This is a genomic window from Microbulbifer maximicatervae (SeqCode) (assembly GCF_052467065.1).
In genome coordinates, this window is sequence record NZ_CP174299.1 from 174,357 (window position 1) to 190,304 (window position 15,948).

The window sequence follows — 15,948 nt, forward strand, 5'->3', positions numbered from 1 at the left end:
AGCACAATATGACCTATTTTGCGCCATCAAGGAGCTTCCTCTGCCACCTGCCTAACCTTGGTCAAAGCACGCTGTATTAACTCTTTAACCGAATCCTTAGAGATTCCCATTTGCTCCGCAATTGCTTGATAAGTCATTCCCTCAAAGCGATGATAGCGAAAAGCTGTACCAGCTCTTGGCGGCAATCCTAAAATAGCTTCCAGAACTCGGGTATAAGCCTGTATTCCCATCACCGTCCGTTCCGGACTAATCATGTAAGGGATATCGACTTTGTGATCAATAGAGTCATGTAACCCTCCACACCTAGACTTTTGACGCCTACCATGACTAATCAAAAGATTTCTTGCCATGGCATAAATGTAAATTCTTGGGTTTTCGATTTGCCCTCCATACTTTTTGATACGAATATATAACTGAATAAAAACCTCCTGAACTAGATCATCAACATCAGATAGATTAACTCGGGAAGAAAAGTAACGTTTCAAATCCAATCCATACTCACCAACCCACTGCGTCACATCATCCTGATAAAAGTTTTCCATTTTTCTAGTAAACCATCTCGTGTGACCGACCGGTTTCTCTGAGCTTCTGGAAAATTTTGCAATACTTAGTACAACTTACAGAGGCTCTCTAGAGACAATGAACAAAACAAACCATCGATCAATTATTTTTTGGTCAAATTATTTTTGTAGTACAAAACCAGCCTTCTTTTCAAAATCGAGTATCAACTAGCTAAACCGATATAAGTCTTTAGTTTTACTAAAGTTAACTTCCCTTAAAAACACAGAGAGTAGACAAAAAACATACGATAAACGACCACCTCCAGTGACTGGAAAAAAGTAACGCCTAAATTACAAGCATAGAGAGGTATTACTATGAACTTCAGCGCCTAAAGGCTAATCAAATCGTAGACTATTAACCTTCAAAAGGAGGGAAAATAAAAGAGGGGAAAATGGAACAAGTACTTGGATAATTGTAGATATGAAAAAGTTACATTACGAAATATAAAAATAGAATTACTTACTTCTTCCGTTTTTGTAGTAGTAAAGTAGATTTTTACACTTCCACAGAAACATTGAGAGCTTCATACTCTTTATCTTATTACAAAAAAAATTGCTATCTTTTGAATAAATCTTATGCGAACAGTTTTCAAGATGAATCATTTCTATATGCTAGAGTACTTTCCTGACTTTTTGTTCACGCCGGCATAGTCGCAACTGGGAAAGAAAATGACACTTTCGTTTATAGAGCCTGTCAAGCCACTATACAAAAAGTACAAGCGTTTTATCCTTGCTAAAGCCCTGAGAGGGCTCTAAGCAACCTTGTTTTGCACTCTCAGCCTTTGTTCAGCCCCTTCACTTTCAGTGAACGCAGACATCTCACCGTTCCAAATTCCTCGAAGCAGCAGCCTGGAGTTAAAGATCCTATCAGTACTAGGTCCTATTCACTTTACGTTAAGTTACCTAAGAGTTACGAAAGTACCCTCGACTAACGATATCCTTTAGTGCTTATGACAGATGCAGACTCAGCCTTTCAGGCCACTTCAGGTACAACTCAAGTGCCGATGGATTTTGGCAAACTGCAGGAAGTCATTTTAGTTGGACTATCTTACTCAAAAGGGTCAAAAATCATGCCAGCCGTATTCGGGGCTTTACCCCCATCAGCGATAAAAACTGGAAATATTTAACTGGCAAGGCCTATGAGCATGCCACTTTTATTCATGACGTCATTTTGCCCCTCCTAGCAAGATCACATCGCCTATCTGACATCGGACACACCTTTATAGCGCACTCTCTAGGCGGGCTATTTGGCACATATATGTTGCTTACCAGGCTAAGCTGCTTTGATGACTATATCCTCAGCAGGATATCGGTGTGGCACGATCGTGCAAGAATCTTTAATATGAAAGCTACTTTCAGCTCTAATTACCGAAAGGTGTTTATTGGATTTGGTGCTATAGAAACTCAAAAAAAAGCCAAATTCGCAACGACATGGTAAGGGGAGCGAGACAGCCCCAAAGAAAATTAGTCATTGAAGAAGGCTAGAGATAAGCCCCCGACTGCTCATTTTTCCAGAAGCAAATTATGGCACTTCATTTCCAACTACTGCCATTTAGGACTTGGCTTGCTATACAGAACGAGAATGTAAGAGCAATAATAATATGAACTACTAGATGACAGTTTTATCAATACAAAGGTCTTTTATATCAACGATATACAACCACTAAAATTTATAAAAATCTCATAGGCGTGATGAACAAACCAAAGATAAAAAGGCTATCCTTATTGTTATAGCTGGCATTTTTTCATTGACACTATAGCCTCACTTTACCAAAGCTATTATCTAGGGGATGATGAATTTCAAATCGCCATACGATTCGCTCTCAGACACCCTACTTCAGGTAAAATATCTACATCAGAGGCGCCCCATGAATCTGAGCATAATGATTTTATATAATAACCCATAATACCTGAACACTTGCCACCCCAGGCGTAGAACCATTTTTTAGTTATTTTAGAGCAGGAGCTTAATTGCTATGTAGTGAATTTAAGGAAAGCTAGCTTTCATAGAGTAGCAACATTGCCTATCATTGATTATAACCTTGCACGGACCCCATAAGTCCATTAGTACTGGGTTTTAAACATCCACCTACTATTTTTCGGACTTCTGTCTGACAGCCTAATTAAACCGAAATCCCTAGTGAGAGGTTAATAGCTTATATTACCGATATTCACGGGGTATCTATATCGAGAAAAGCCCCATGAGCTCTCGAATAAAATTATTATCCACTTGAAAATAAGAGCCCAATCTAAAACAATAACATTCGCCTAAGTTCGACAATAAGGAAGTATCGAAACAATGAAAAATAATGCCAAAAAAGCACATCTTTTCACTCCGCTAATAATAATGCTATCACTGAGCCCTGTCAGCGGATCAGCAAAGTCCATTAACAATGAAAAACCGCACACCTTTACTACATGGAGCAAACAAACTGCAGAGGGCTATCAAGGCTTTATTGAGGTACCAGAAGATCGCACTAAGAAAGATAGCCGTAATATCACCCTCCAATATGTAAGGTTTCCTGCAACAGGAAAGAAAGTGGGCCCACCAATAATCTACCTGGCAGGCGGCCCTGGTGGCTCAGGAATTACGGCCGTTAATTATCGCTTTGATATGTTTATGGCGTTGCGACAATTTGGTGATGTTATCGCATTAGATCAACGTGGTAGCGGCCGTTCCAATGACCTTCCCAATTGTGAATCCAAGCAAATTGTACCTTCCCTTGAACCAATCACCGATACCCAGTATATCAACTACCACCGCAAAGCCCTAAAAGAGTGCTTACATTTTTGGGAGCTTACTGGTGTAAACCTAAATGCCTATAATACTCTCGAAAATGCCCGAGATCTTGATGCCATACGGAGCCATTTGGGTGCAGAGAAAATAGTATTGTGGGGAACATCTTATGGAAGCCATCTCTCTTTGGCAGCGGTAAAGGAGATTGAAGGTTCTATTGATAAGCTAATTTTATCCAGTGCAGAGGGTTTGGACCAAACCATCAAGCTGCCCGCCCGAACAGATTACTATCTAAACCGTCTACAACAGGCAATCAATCAGCAACCCGCAGCAAAAAAAGCCTATCCAGATATTAAAGCACTTATAAGCCGAGTCCATAAAAAACTTGAGTCACAACCATTGAAAATTAAAATCCCTCAACGGGATGGCAGGGAAGTCGAATCCCTCCTACAGCGTAGGGATATGCAACAACTAGCCTCGGCATTCATTGCGGACCCTAAAAGTGTCAGCCATCTACTCAGGTTTTATCGCGATTTGGACCAAGGAGCTACATTAAGTTTCGACAAGGTGCCCAGACGTTACTTCCCCGATGAATTTCTGCAACCAGGCATACCCATATCCCTGCGCCCGATGCCTACGGCGATGGATATAGCCTCTGGAATTGATATGAAGCGTAAAGCACAGGTTGTAGAGCAGGCACAAAAATCTCTACTGAAAGACTACCTAAATTTCTCTCTGCACTACGAAAATTTAGCGCCAGAGTTGGATCTTGGGGATAAATTTAGGGAAAAGCCAGTCAGCAATATTCCGGTATTACTATTTAGCGGGACCTTGGACGGAAGAACTTACCTGGAAGGTCAATATGAAGCCATTTCAGGGTTCAAAAACGCCACTAAAATAACAGTCGAAAATGCAGGGCATAATTTATTAATGGCTTCCCCTGAAGTCCAGGATGCGATAAACCTATTTATGGAAGGGCAGCCTATCCCGAATACCCATATCGTAGCCAAACTACCCAACTTAGCTCCATAACCAGTATCCGCCGATCGATAGCTGCGCTGTTAGGGTAAAAGACTCTTCCGCAGCTTTCTCCCTTTTTCGCATCCAACAAACCCTCACATTACCCTTGTCCTAGAAGCAACTGGAGGCTGGGGGATGACCAATATCACCGACGAAGTCCATCGTGGTGCCATCTGTGACCTCAGGGCGTTGCAGCAACCTGGTCTCGACACCTTTAAACGTTACATTCGCGGCAGCTTACCCGGGCCCCCTTTTTGGCGACTAACGGGTATGACTCCCACCGAGGCCGGCCTTGGTAAGGCCACCTATTCTATGCCTATTACGCCGTGGCTAGCTGATGGGACCGGGATCTATTGGGGGGGGATCTATGCCATGTTTGCAGACGCCCCCTTGGCCTCCGCAATATGGACAACCTTGCCCGCTGGTAAAGTCTTGAGCACATCAGAATTAAATATGTGCTTTATTCGACCCATCACTAGCAGTACACAAAATATTGTTGGTAGAGCTACGACCGTTCATTCGGGCAACCAGGTGGGGCTCTCAAGTATTCAGATTAACGATCAGGAGGGGAGAACCCTCGCTTTCGGTAGCACTCGCTGCCTTATTGCCGACTTTCCAGTCAACCCAGATCAGGAGCTTCCAATTCCCGACCTGGGACCAACAGATACACCTGACCCTTATCTTCGCCCTCCTCCAAAAACGTTCTTTTGCGACATGGCACACTTACCGGAGCAAGTCCCTATCGAATTGCAGAGAACCACGATTAGTGAGGGGCGAACTCACCCTATCTGGATGCTCACAGGTTACCGCGCAATAGAGGTTGAAAATGGTCGCTGTATCTCGACTATGCCCTCCTCTCCCTGGTTCTCTAATGGGACCCTTTCTATATATGGTGGACTTTTGGCATGGGCCGCAGATTTCACCATGGGAGGCGCGGTCTACTCCACACTGCCTGCAGGATCTATATTCGCTACTCTGGACATGCATATCCGCTTTGCTCGCCCAGCCAAGCTCAACAGTGGCGACTTGATTCTGGAGGCGCAGGTACTCCACCGCGGCCGGCAGCTGAGGGTATCCTCTTGCAACATTGATACTCCCAGTGGCAAGCGGGTGGCTATTGCTACTGGCTCAGCCCTGGTAATTCCAGGGGGCGCTCAAATGCTGAGTGACGGCAAGGAACCCGATGAAATCATCGCAACTGCTACCTCCGGTAAGCCTTGGACACCATAAAAATCTTTAGCGGTAGTTGGACCATCTTCAGGTAAAATACCCTCACAAACTATCAACCCATATGGTTGGTGAAAATTTGATCAGGCATACCTGTAAAGGCTGCCGAAACTTTAGACTTTCACGGGGAAGAGACTATGGCCTCATTGCAAGACCAACTACTCCAAGCAGGACTTGTCGATAAAAAGAAAGCCAAACAAATCAGCAAAGATAAACGGAAGCAACAGAAAGTTGCGAAGAAGTCTTCACAACCCCAGATTGATGAAACAAAGCTAGCAGCACAAAAGGCTCAAGCAGAGAAAGCCGCTCGTGATCGCGCCCTCAATGCTGAGCGCGATGCGGCTGCACAGCAGAAAGCTATTGCCGCGCAAATCAAGCAATTGGTGGAAAAAAATCGCCAACCTTATTCGGGCGAAACTACTTACAATTTCACTTTCGACAAAAAAATCAAAACCATCTATGTCAGCGAAGAATTAAGGGATCACTTGATTGCGGGGCGCCTGATGATTGTTGTCCAGGGAGAACAATTTGAGCTGGTTCCACGGGTTATTGCCGAGAAAATTGCGGAGCGCAATAGCGATATCGTAATCAGGCCTGCTGAAAGTTCAGCAGTGGTAGATGAAGATGATCCCTATGCAGACTTTCAGATCCCCGATGATCTTATGTGGTAAGCAGTCAAATGGAAAAAGCTGTTACTCAGGCGGTAGAACAATGGCTTACTGATGTGGTTGTCGGTCTCAACCTCTGCCCTTTCGCACGCAAACCTCTGCGTGCAGGGCAAATTCGACTCAAGGTGAGTCCTGCCACAGGAGACGAGGCGCTACTCAGTGATCTATTGACGGAGTTACGTCGGCTCGATACCACTTCGGAATCTGAATTGCTTACCACCTTATTGATTATCCCTAATCACCTAGGGAAATTCAGCGACTACAACCAGTTCCTGGATTTAGCAGAGTGGTTACTGGAACGCAACGACTATGTAGGCACCTATCAATTAGCCAGCTTCCACCCAGATTATCAATTTGCTGGCACCGCAGCCGCCGATGCAGAAAACCTAACTAATCGCGCACCCTATCCTATCTTACACCTGCTGAGAGAAGAAAACCTGGAAAAAATGATTGATCTATATCCAGATCCAGAGAGTATTCCAGAAAATAATATCCGTCGCATGGAATCATTAAGCCATGAGGAAAAACTAAAGTTATTTCCCTACTTATTTCTTCAGGGCAACAAGAAATAATGAAGCCTCTGGCAGAATTATTACGATTAAGGAAGCAGATCCGAGTTATCGGTTTTGATGACGCCCCTTTTGAAAAACGAAGGGGTGCGCCGGTAAAAGTAAGCGGTATTGTCTGCACCAAAACTCGCTTTGAGGGGATGCTTTGGGGGCAGGTAAGCAAAGATGGGATGGAAGCTACAGAAACACTTGCCACACTGCTGAAAGAAAGTAAATTCTACAGCCAGGTAAATGTCGTATTGACCGATGGAGTAGCAGTGGGTGGTTTCAATATTATTGATCTACCCAAGCTGGCCGATATCTTACAGCGCCCTTGTATCGCGTTAATGCGAAAACCACCAGACATTCAAGCCATTGATAAAGCGCTGCAAAATTTTCCTGACTATCTACTGCGTAAAGAAACCCTGATGAAAGCTGGGAGTATCCATAACTACAATAACTTCCATTTTCAAGTACAGGGATGTGAACCGGAGATTGCCGCCCAGGTGTTAGAGCAAACCACTGACACTGGGTATGTCCCTGAAGCTCTACGTTTAGCCCATATGATTGGCGCGGCAGTAATGACCGGACAAAGTGGCAAACGCGCATAATTCCAATAGCATAACAGATCTACCATTTGTCGCGGGCAGCTATAGCTCTTCTTTTACCGCGAGAATTATTATATTGCCCACAAATCCTGATATACCCACCTTAAACCTTTTGCCAACCCCACCGGGAAAGTGGAATAGTGGTCCGTACCGCTCACCACCTCTCCACTAAGCTTTAATCCACGATAATTACGCGACTGTAATTTAGCAAGAAATCTCTTATGCCCATCTACCATATCATTACGCATGTGGCTCTTTTGTATTGTCTCCAAAGCGCCAGTGGCAATATAGACGTTTACAGGCAGTGTGTTGTTATGGCTTGCATATTTATCCTCCAAATCAAAGATCATTTCATCCTTAAACCAAAGAGAGGGACTTGTCAGGATATAAGTGGAAAACAACTGTGGATTGGTAAGTAATATCCAAGCACCAAAAGATCCACCCAATGAATGACCTGAAAGAATCCTACGTGTGGGATCCCCCCTAAAGCTCCCCTCAATAAAGGGCATTACTTCTTTTTCAATAAACTGTAAGTACTTACTGGCTCCACCAGTTGTATAACGCTTCCACCCACTATCGACTACGGGCGTGAGATCTCGAACTCGACTATACTGCCCATTTTCTCCGTGAGCGAATGAAATAGCAACTACGATGGCTTTATCCATATCCTTAAAGTGTGTAACACCCGAGGCAACCTTAAATGTATGAGGCCCATCATTAAGGTAAATTATCGGGTAGGTCTTATTTTTATTGTCATCGTTCGAGTAACCTGATGGTAACTTCACGTACAAGTCGTATTTGCGTTTGAGAATATCAGAGTCAACTGTGTATATTTTAGATCCACTTAACTCAAAAGATTCAGAAACCTTGGTAATGAGGGGCTCTGCAATTAGTGAATTAGACAGCACCAGAATGGCTATCAGCAGAATAGCTCTAATCATATTTAACCTAGTTTAATTTTATACTCAATATTGCTTTAAGAAAAAATCCGCTACCAACAAAAATGTAAGCCAGTTAAACCCTGCATATAATAAGGTGAGAGAGAAATAAAAAAGATAAAGAAAAGCTTTATTATGAATCAAACTGATTTGGTTGAGCGTACTTTATCAATTCATCTTGAATCTTTTGAACCTGTTGAGAAAACTGATTTAAAGAATCTCCTACCAGCCCCTTACTAATAGGGAGGTCAAGCCTTAATGGATCAACAGCCGTACCATTTTTATGAATTTCATAGTGCAAGTGACGCCCCTGCACACGACCTGTAGCGCCAAGGTAACCGATTACCTGCCCCTGTTTTACTCTTCCCCCTTTACTAATTCCTTTCGCGTACCCCTTAAGGTGCGCATAAATAGTCTTTATCCCGGAGCCATGGCGAATACGAATATAGTTGCCGAAACTACCAAAATAAGAAGCTCGCTCAATAATACCATCACCTGCAGCCAATATCGGCGTGCCCAAAGGGGCTCCAAAGTCCAAACCTTTATGTACTCGGGTATACCCTAGGACTGGGTGCTTGCGGCGCCCAAAATAAGATGACAACCTTGCATTCTCTAACGGAGTACGCATTAGAAACCCTCTAGAGCCTTGGCCATCAGGGTAAAAATAATCCACCCCCTGAGGTCCCTCAGTAGAAAACCGATATAAACTTATCTTTTCTCCACTAAGAATAAGCTCAGCAAATAAAATTCTATTTAGTTTTTCCTTTCCAGTTTGGCTATTGAACAAGGTATCATAGAAAACAGAGAATTGATCACCTGCTCGAATCTGCCGTTGAAAATCTACGGAATAACTAAATATTTCATTTAGTTTTGTGAGCACAGAATTAGATAGACCAGACTCTTTTCCACTTTGGTATAAACTGCCCGAAATTTCACCTTTAACGTAGTATTTCCTGGCATCGACAGGAGATTCAAATTGATTAGCTCTATAATTGTCTCCATGTCTAACCAACTCCAAACTCTCTGCAAAGCCAACAACCAAGGTAAGCTTATTAAGCTTTCCAGTAGTATCTATTGTTAAGTTAAATTCCTTACCAACTGGTAGGATACTGACATTGACATGTTCCGACAAAGCCTGAATTATTTTATACGCTTCTGCACGATCGACTCCACTATCCACCAATAATGATAAAACCCCTTGGTTTTTAGCTAGTTGAACTTTTTTTGTGCGCTCTAGATATTCTTTCTCAACTCTATATGGAGGGGCCACTTCCCTACGCTGCATCCCTTCATCTTGATGTACCAAGGATAGATCATTGAGTAGGGGCAGTGTAAAAGATAAATCATATTGTACCGATTTAACATTGGAATGGTTTTCCAATAACGGCCCTGCTATCGCCAGTGATTGAATCGACAAAAGAACCAGCAACAAAGCCATCCTCCAGATATCGATCAGAAAGAAAATAGTTAATCGCCTCACAGGTAACCCTACTTTTCTTAAGTAATAAATCACACTCCCCCCTTACTTCGCAAGCAAAGTGTCTGGGTTGATTCGCTTGCCTTCTTTGATGAGTTCAAAGTGAAGATGTGGCCCTGTTACACGCCCTGATATACCCACAGTTCCTATCGCCTGGCCGGCACGTACTGACTGCCCTGCCTCAACCTCCCGCTCATTTAAATGGGAGTACAGAGTTTTCGTATTATTACCATGATCAATAATTATGATTTTCCCATAATTTTTATGCTTATAATCATCAGTAGAGACTATTACAACACCACTTTCAGCTGAAACCACCGGAGTACCAATCGGTGCCGCAAAGTCAGTACCTTCATGGGGTTTTTTGCGAATTTTACTGAAATCACCAAAAGGGCTACTAATACGGGCACTCTCAACCGGGACTGTCAATTTGGTAATCTCCACTGAAGCCATTGTTAATCCCGGTTTTAACAGTAGCCCTCCGAGTATTAAAATGGTTGAAAAACTGCAGAACAACATAGCGCGTAAATAGACACCTAATTCGCCATTATTAGCCCCCGCCCTTGAGGCTTCCATAATATTCAAAAGTCTGCGTCGGAAAAAAGGAGCCTGACTCGTACCACCAGAGAAAGAGAAAGCTACAACCCAGTCACTTGTTCTTTTTGAAGAGTTCCGTCGAAGAGTGTCAATCATTGCTTGTGCATAAACACGGTGCAATTCTCGCTTACATGACTTTAGAACTTCGCGATCGCACCCCAACTCTATCGCCCAGCTGAATCGAGACTTCATCCAACCTAAGAAGGGATTGAACCATAGGATGCAAGTAAATATATGCACAATCAGAATCAACAAGGGGTCAAGCCTTTTCAAGTGCATAATTTCATGCTCAATGATTAGATGACGCTCCGTTTCATTCATTGATAAAATATAGGAGGGAAGCACCAATTTACGACTGAATAGCTGCATCACAAATGGTGTAATCGTTGAGTGTGTTATAAACACCTGAGTCTTACTTCCGATTAGAAAATCACTTTGAGATGAAGTAAAAAACTGGTCAAATTTAACAACAGAAAGCTTATTATTTGCTATTAAACGCAATTTCTTACCATAGAAAAACTGACTCACTACCACTTTAGATAAGGTAAAAAACACCCCGGACAGATATATAAGCAACCAAAGAAAAGCCAGTAATTCAACAGAGCTCAAAGAGGTCGATACATACTCATGCAGAACTATGTTAATTGGTGGTATAGAGGTAGCCTCATAAGCTGGCGGTAATTCAAAATTCAGATCCGGAGCAATACCCAACGTTAACTGATCGCTCAATTGCGCAAGAAAAAATGGGGAACCGGCAGCGACCATTGCACACAACCAGAAACTTCGCCAATGGTATATCGCATTAAAGCTGTCTTTATTTCTAGCTGTTGCCAGCCAAATAACAATAAAAACCAACCCCGCCCACAATATTGAGAAGAAAGAAGTAGCTAGAAAATCCAGTGCAAATGGTAGAACTGTAGAGACTATCTCGGCCATAGCCTATTCACCATCCTTGCTGACCGGCTCAGAGTCAGGCCAGGAATCAAGTACTGCCTGAAGCTCCTCGATATCTTTATCACTCATTAACTTACTGCCGGCAAACATCGACACAGGAAGGGGACCATCAAGCTCTAATACTCTTTCAGCGAAATCTTTTGCATATGACGCCAAAGTTTCCACCTTCTCAATCGCAGGGCTATAAACATGGATTCCATGGATCTCAGATTGAGCCACAAACGACTTATCCCGCATCCGATCTAGTGTCTTTCGAGTAGAGGAGTATGACCAACCCAATTCAGGTCCCACCCGATCATGTAACTCTCTGGCACTCAGCGGTTCTCGCCTCCAAAGGGCTTTCAACAGCGCAAGTTCTGATGGGGACGGTTTTACCTTTTTCATTTTATCTTCCCGTGTGACAGTCAGGGCTAGTGTGCGACAAGTGTCGCATCCGGTCAACCATCCTGCAGGGAAACTTGTTAGGTTGTTTTTTATACAGCCAGGATCGTAAACAGTTTTTGCCGGCTGGCAAAAAGTTAAAAGCTATCGATAAACCAATCGATTTTGATCAGTTTAAGCACCAACCAATATAAGGTTTGAAAGCGCCTGCAACCAACTCAAAGCCTCAGGGCTTGCTGCACCAGCGCCAAGCAAAGCCCCAATCCAAAGATATAAGTGCCTACGGCACCCAAGAAGCGCATTGGGTTAGGCTTTGCCATAGTGGAGGGAAATAAGATGCCTGCAACATAAAGAAATCGACAGGCGGTCAGCAGAATAACAAACCACCAAACCCAGGTAGAAGACTGCCCTAAGCTCACTAAGTAAATAAGTACCATCAAAAGGGGAGCATATTCTGCTGTATTTGCATGGGCCCTTACCCATTTGTGCAGGGTATTATCGGGGTCGAAAGAATGCCCAACTAAAACCTCATACTTACCCCGCCCAACAGTAACCAAGGCGCCGAGCAAAAGGGATAATGCCGCTAAGAGCCCAATACACAAATAGTAAACATTCATAGAAATCTCCATTTCCTATGTTATTTGTACAGGGAGGGCATTTTAAGCCTCGCCTCCCCGCCCTAGTTGTTCACACTATATAAGCATCGTTTTCAGCTACATTTTAAAGAATCACAGCAGTATCTCTGGAGCCTGTCGCGAACAATGCAACCAGAGAAAACTGTGAAAAACCTTGATCAGTAGATAGATACTCTTTACACCAAAACCTAAGTTCATCCGACCATTTAACCAAAGCCTGCTGCCTCTTCGGCTCAGCATCATATTGGGAAGCCAGTCCAGCAAAGTGACAGTGCACAACTACTTTAGAGTCATTGCTTCGGCTATCATCAACTACAGATACCGTCATAGAAGCAGATACAGACTCCCAACTAATCAGGAAGTACAGAGAAGTATCACTTACATTTTCATCAAGCTTGGAAATTGCGAGCTGTAATACCTCGGAAAGGTCCTGATAAATATCATCATTCGCCAAGGCAGTACTTTCCGATCGGTGTAACTCATGCTCCGTAGCAGTTTTATTTTCACCACCAAAGAGGCATGTCGACTTTTCTATCTGCCAAGCCAATCTCATAAACCCTCCAAATACATCAAGACTGAACAGAGAAATATTCTACGAGATTTATGAGTAGAGCACACTTCATCCCCTCCCAGCCTGCATACTCTTCTCCATATTCAAGCTCAAAGTAAGGCAATTCCCCTTGAAAATACACCAAGAGTTGACCTCAAATGACAACTCTACTACTTCGCGTTGGGGCGCTCTGATACACGCATGGTAATATCGGCATGAAATACTTCCTCTCCATTAGTATCAATAACGCTCACAGGCATAACAACATCGCCAGCCTCAATGGTTTTAAACCCTGGATACTCACAAACGGCTCGTAGATTAGTCTTCGCCATCTTTAAGTACTTGACTTCCATCCCTACTGGTATCCAGCGAAAGCGTCGATCCAAAGACACATCCAAACAAACACCGCCAGCTAATTCAGCGGCGTTACACATAGCGATAGCATGTACAGTACCGATATGATTTGTCACGCTCCAACGCTTATTTAGCAAAACCTCCACTTTACCCGGTGATAATTCCAGGAAACGCGGCTTGATTGAACGAAAATACGGTGCCTTAAGTGCCACTAATTTAGACACCAGCCAGCGGCCCAATGCCGAGCCGCCAAATCGCCCCCAAAGATTAAGTACCGGGCTTTTAGAAGATTGATAGTCCATCTTACCTCTCCATCCTATACATCGAACCGCCACTCTATATGGGCGGTCTTAAGCTATTTAGGCCACTATATATCAACTTCCGGTAGTCCAGGATACTCAGATCTATCAGTTTTATTGACATGGGCTATTCCAAGCGCAGAAATGCCCAAGAGGAGGTTTGATTCATAAGCGAGTGCAATTAATAGGGCTAGAGCTAATAATTTGTATCCCTTAAAAGCATATCCATTAATAGGTAAAGTAAGTATATCTGCAAGCTGAGAGGCATACTAAATGGCAATCGCTACTGCACACCTTGAAAGATTGTTTTTGATGTCCAAAAAATTCACTTAGACAATCTTTTACAAAAAAGCTTAGACTGAGTAGCTAATTATATGTCAATTAATACTGAAGATTAGATATCGAAAATTGTCAGACCAGAAAATCTTAGTTTAAATTCTAACTATACTTCTCGCGCGGTACCTGCTTTATCCATTTCTAAGACATCTAACTTTCAATATATCCAACATAATTAAGGGTACATTATAAATTTTTCAGAAATTTAATATTGAAAAGGGTATGGTCGCGCCCCCACAACGCACCAACAACGCACCAACAATATTAGATTCCCAGAATATTTACACCTCTAAAGGGCTCCCTTTCATGAGCCTAATTTTATTAGGCCACAAATCTATCACTATTTTATCGCCACACCTACATAGATATCGGGATATATTATATCACTTACCAATTACTACCGGCCTGTTCCTAATAGAGACCGAGAAGCTCGCACTCTACCTGCGAAAATTAGAGCTTCTGTTTAACACAACAAATTAATTCCTATTCATGGGACCGACTCAATCAGCCCTAGCAATGTTCTATAATGGAGAGAACCAAGCTTTGGTGTAAGAATAAAAGTCAGCGAAAAGATTTTCACCCAAATGCAAATCTAGTGGAGGCATCTACAAAAGGGAAGACAAAGCAAGAATTAGGTAAGAAGAACAAAAATATCTAACAGAAAATGTTATCTATATTTGCATCCAAGGATAAAAATATCTTTTCTGAAAATGAGACAACCCCACCGAATAGACTGTCCCATAAATTATCTCACGACAACTTTCGACGGTATTCCCTCGGCAACATACCCTTATTTCGGCGAAATGCCCTTCTAAGCTGCTCTTGAGACTTAAAACCACAGATAGTAGCAATACGCTCCTGAGTTAACGCTTGAGTTGCTAAAAGCTGGCAAACCTTTTCAATGCGAATTTTCTCAACGAATCGACCTGGAGTTACTCCCATATCCCGAGTAAAGCAGCGAGCAAAGTTTCTCGGACTCATAGATGTCTTTTCCGCGAGACTATTAACGCATAAAGTTTTATCCAAATTACTATGAATCCATTGCACCAGCTCTAAAAAACGATCACTCTTTAACTGGCTCATAAGATAAGTGCTACTCTGTTTATGATCTCCATCTCTCTTGAGATATAAGACCATTAATTGAGCAACAGCTAAAGCAATACCCCGACCAAAATCATCCTCTACCATTGCCAAAGCCATATCAACCCCCGCACTAACACCTGCAGAAGTATATATATGATCATCTTTGACAAATACAGATTCTGAATCGACATCCACTTCTGGGAATCTCTTCAGCTGATCAATATATCTCCAATGGGTAGTGGCACGCCGACCATTTAGCAAACCTACTTTTGCGAGAATCAGAGCTCCATTGCCAATAGAGCCTATACGCTTAACTAAACCAGACTGAAGAGAAAGCCATCTACTCAAACATTCACTGATATTCAAATCATCAGCAGCATTAAGATTACCACTCACAAGGAGAGTATGAATTCCTCTTGAATCAGTAAAACATCTATCTGAGCATATCCTTAAACCTGATGAGATTTCCTTGGTATCTCCATCTTCGGCTAAGAATTCGACCTCATACTGATCATCACAACTAAAGCCCCTATCCTTTAGCTGCTGATTTGCCAGCGAAAACACTTCTGCGGGCCCCATTACATCTAATGAGTGTGCCCCAGGGTAAAATACGATAGATACTTTCTTTTTACAGTTCATTTTAAATTGCAGAATAAGCGTAAAACTATATACCAAACTCAAAAATCACTGTGCGGATTACTAACTTATTAAAAGAAACTTCAGGAATACTATCTTGGGTAGCCCAACCACCTCAGAGGAAGGTGAAAAAACGCCATAGCGGAAGCTTAATAAAACCTAAATAAAATCCAGATTAACTGGAAACACTACTAATAAGTTAATTCTTCACTTGATCTGAGTAATATACCAGGTGGCTACTACCCAATAGTGAGAATTGATCACACGATGATTCTTACCCCAATTAGAGACTACAGGCAAACACACTATCCATCAGCCATACTCTCATCATCCATATACA

General features: G+C 42.6%; 15 protein-coding genes. 6 read left to right on the top strand and 9 right to left on the bottom strand.

Going from position 1 to position 15,948, the window contains the following annotated elements:
* Window positions 1-26: 26 nt before the first annotated feature.
* Window positions 27-542, bottom strand: a complete 516-nt coding sequence (locus tag ACJJI1_RS00845; protein WP_444907717.1) for an RNA polymerase sigma factor — start codon at window positions 540-542, stop codon at window positions 27-29.
* Window positions 543-1,510: 968 nt separating this feature from the next.
* Here ACJJI1_RS00845 and ACJJI1_RS00850 point away from each other — a divergent pair.
* From ACJJI1_RS00850 to ACJJI1_RS00875, 6 genes are all read left to right on the top strand, one after another.
* Complete coding sequence (locus ACJJI1_RS00850; RefSeq protein WP_444958287.1) at window positions 1,511-1,687, top strand: hypothetical protein; 177 nt, start codon at window positions 1,511-1,513, stop codon at window positions 1,685-1,687.
* 1,172 nt (window positions 1,688-2,859) lie between these two features.
* Window positions 2,860-4,329, top strand: coding sequence for an alpha/beta fold hydrolase (locus ACJJI1_RS00855; protein ID WP_444958288.1), 1,470 nt, complete (start codon window positions 2,860-2,862; stop codon window positions 4,327-4,329).
* 123 nt (window positions 4,330-4,452) lie between these two features.
* Complete coding sequence (locus tag ACJJI1_RS00860; RefSeq protein WP_413662716.1) at window positions 4,453-5,547, top strand: PaaI family thioesterase; 1,095 nt, start codon at window positions 4,453-4,455, stop codon at window positions 5,545-5,547.
* 134 nt (window positions 5,548-5,681) lie between these two features.
* A complete protein-coding gene (locus ACJJI1_RS00865) occupies window positions 5,682-6,215 on the top strand; it encodes a DUF2058 domain-containing protein (RefSeq protein ID WP_444958289.1) in 534 nt (177 codons plus the stop codon).
* A gap of 8 nt (window positions 6,216-6,223) precedes the next feature.
* The gene (locus tag ACJJI1_RS00870; protein ID WP_282931996.1) at window positions 6,224-6,784 is read left to right on the top strand and encodes a DUF1415 domain-containing protein; all 561 of its coding nucleotides are present in this window, start codon (window positions 6,224-6,226) and stop codon (window positions 6,782-6,784) included.
* Complete coding sequence (locus ACJJI1_RS00875) at window positions 6,784-7,371, top strand: endonuclease dU (RefSeq protein ID WP_444893254.1); 588 nt, start codon at window positions 6,784-6,786, stop codon at window positions 7,369-7,371. The genes ACJJI1_RS00870 and ACJJI1_RS00875 overlap by 1 nt, the downstream gene beginning before the upstream one ends.
* Before the next feature lie 68 nt (window positions 7,372-7,439).
* On the opposite strand, the gene ACJJI1_RS00880 is transcribed toward ACJJI1_RS00875, so the two are convergent.
* The 8 genes from ACJJI1_RS00880 to ACJJI1_RS00915 all read right to left on the bottom strand — a co-directional run bounded on the left by ACJJI1_RS00880 (window position 7,440) and on the right by ACJJI1_RS00915 (window position 15,611).
* On the bottom strand, window positions 7,440-8,309 hold the full coding sequence (locus ACJJI1_RS00880; protein ID WP_444958290.1) for an alpha/beta hydrolase: 870 nt from the start codon (window positions 8,307-8,309) through the stop codon (window positions 7,440-7,442).
* Between the two features lie 130 nt (window positions 8,310-8,439).
* Window positions 8,440-9,819, bottom strand: coding sequence for a M23 family metallopeptidase (locus ACJJI1_RS00885; RefSeq protein ID WP_444958291.1), 1,380 nt, complete (start codon window positions 9,817-9,819; stop codon window positions 8,440-8,442).
* Window positions 9,820-9,828: 9 nt separating this feature from the next.
* Window positions 9,829-11,316: a M56 family metallopeptidase gene (locus ACJJI1_RS00890; protein ID WP_444958292.1), complete on the bottom strand. Its 1,488-nt coding sequence runs from the start codon at window positions 11,314-11,316 to the stop codon at window positions 9,829-9,831.
* Between the two features lie 3 nt (window positions 11,317-11,319).
* Complete coding sequence (locus ACJJI1_RS00895; protein WP_444907712.1) at window positions 11,320-11,718, bottom strand: BlaI/MecI/CopY family transcriptional regulator; 399 nt, start codon at window positions 11,716-11,718, stop codon at window positions 11,320-11,322.
* A gap of 215 nt (window positions 11,719-11,933) precedes the next feature.
* Window positions 11,934-12,332, bottom strand: coding sequence for an MAPEG family protein (locus ACJJI1_RS00900; RefSeq protein ID WP_444958293.1), 399 nt, complete (start codon window positions 12,330-12,332; stop codon window positions 11,934-11,936).
* Window positions 12,333-12,435: 103 nt separating this feature from the next.
* Window positions 12,436-12,903 (bottom strand): hypothetical protein, encoded by a 468-nt coding sequence (locus tag ACJJI1_RS00905; RefSeq protein ID WP_413662725.1) that lies wholly within the window; start codon window positions 12,901-12,903, stop codon window positions 12,436-12,438.
* A gap of 167 nt (window positions 12,904-13,070) precedes the next feature.
* Complete coding sequence (locus ACJJI1_RS00910) at window positions 13,071-13,556, bottom strand: hotdog fold domain-containing protein (RefSeq protein WP_444925479.1); 486 nt, start codon at window positions 13,554-13,556, stop codon at window positions 13,071-13,073.
* A gap of 1,083 nt (window positions 13,557-14,639) precedes the next feature.
* Entirely contained in the window at window positions 14,640-15,611 is a 972-nt protein-coding gene (locus ACJJI1_RS00915; protein WP_413662727.1) for a GlxA family transcriptional regulator, read from the bottom strand.
* Between the last annotated feature and the right edge of the window lie 337 nt (window positions 15,612-15,948).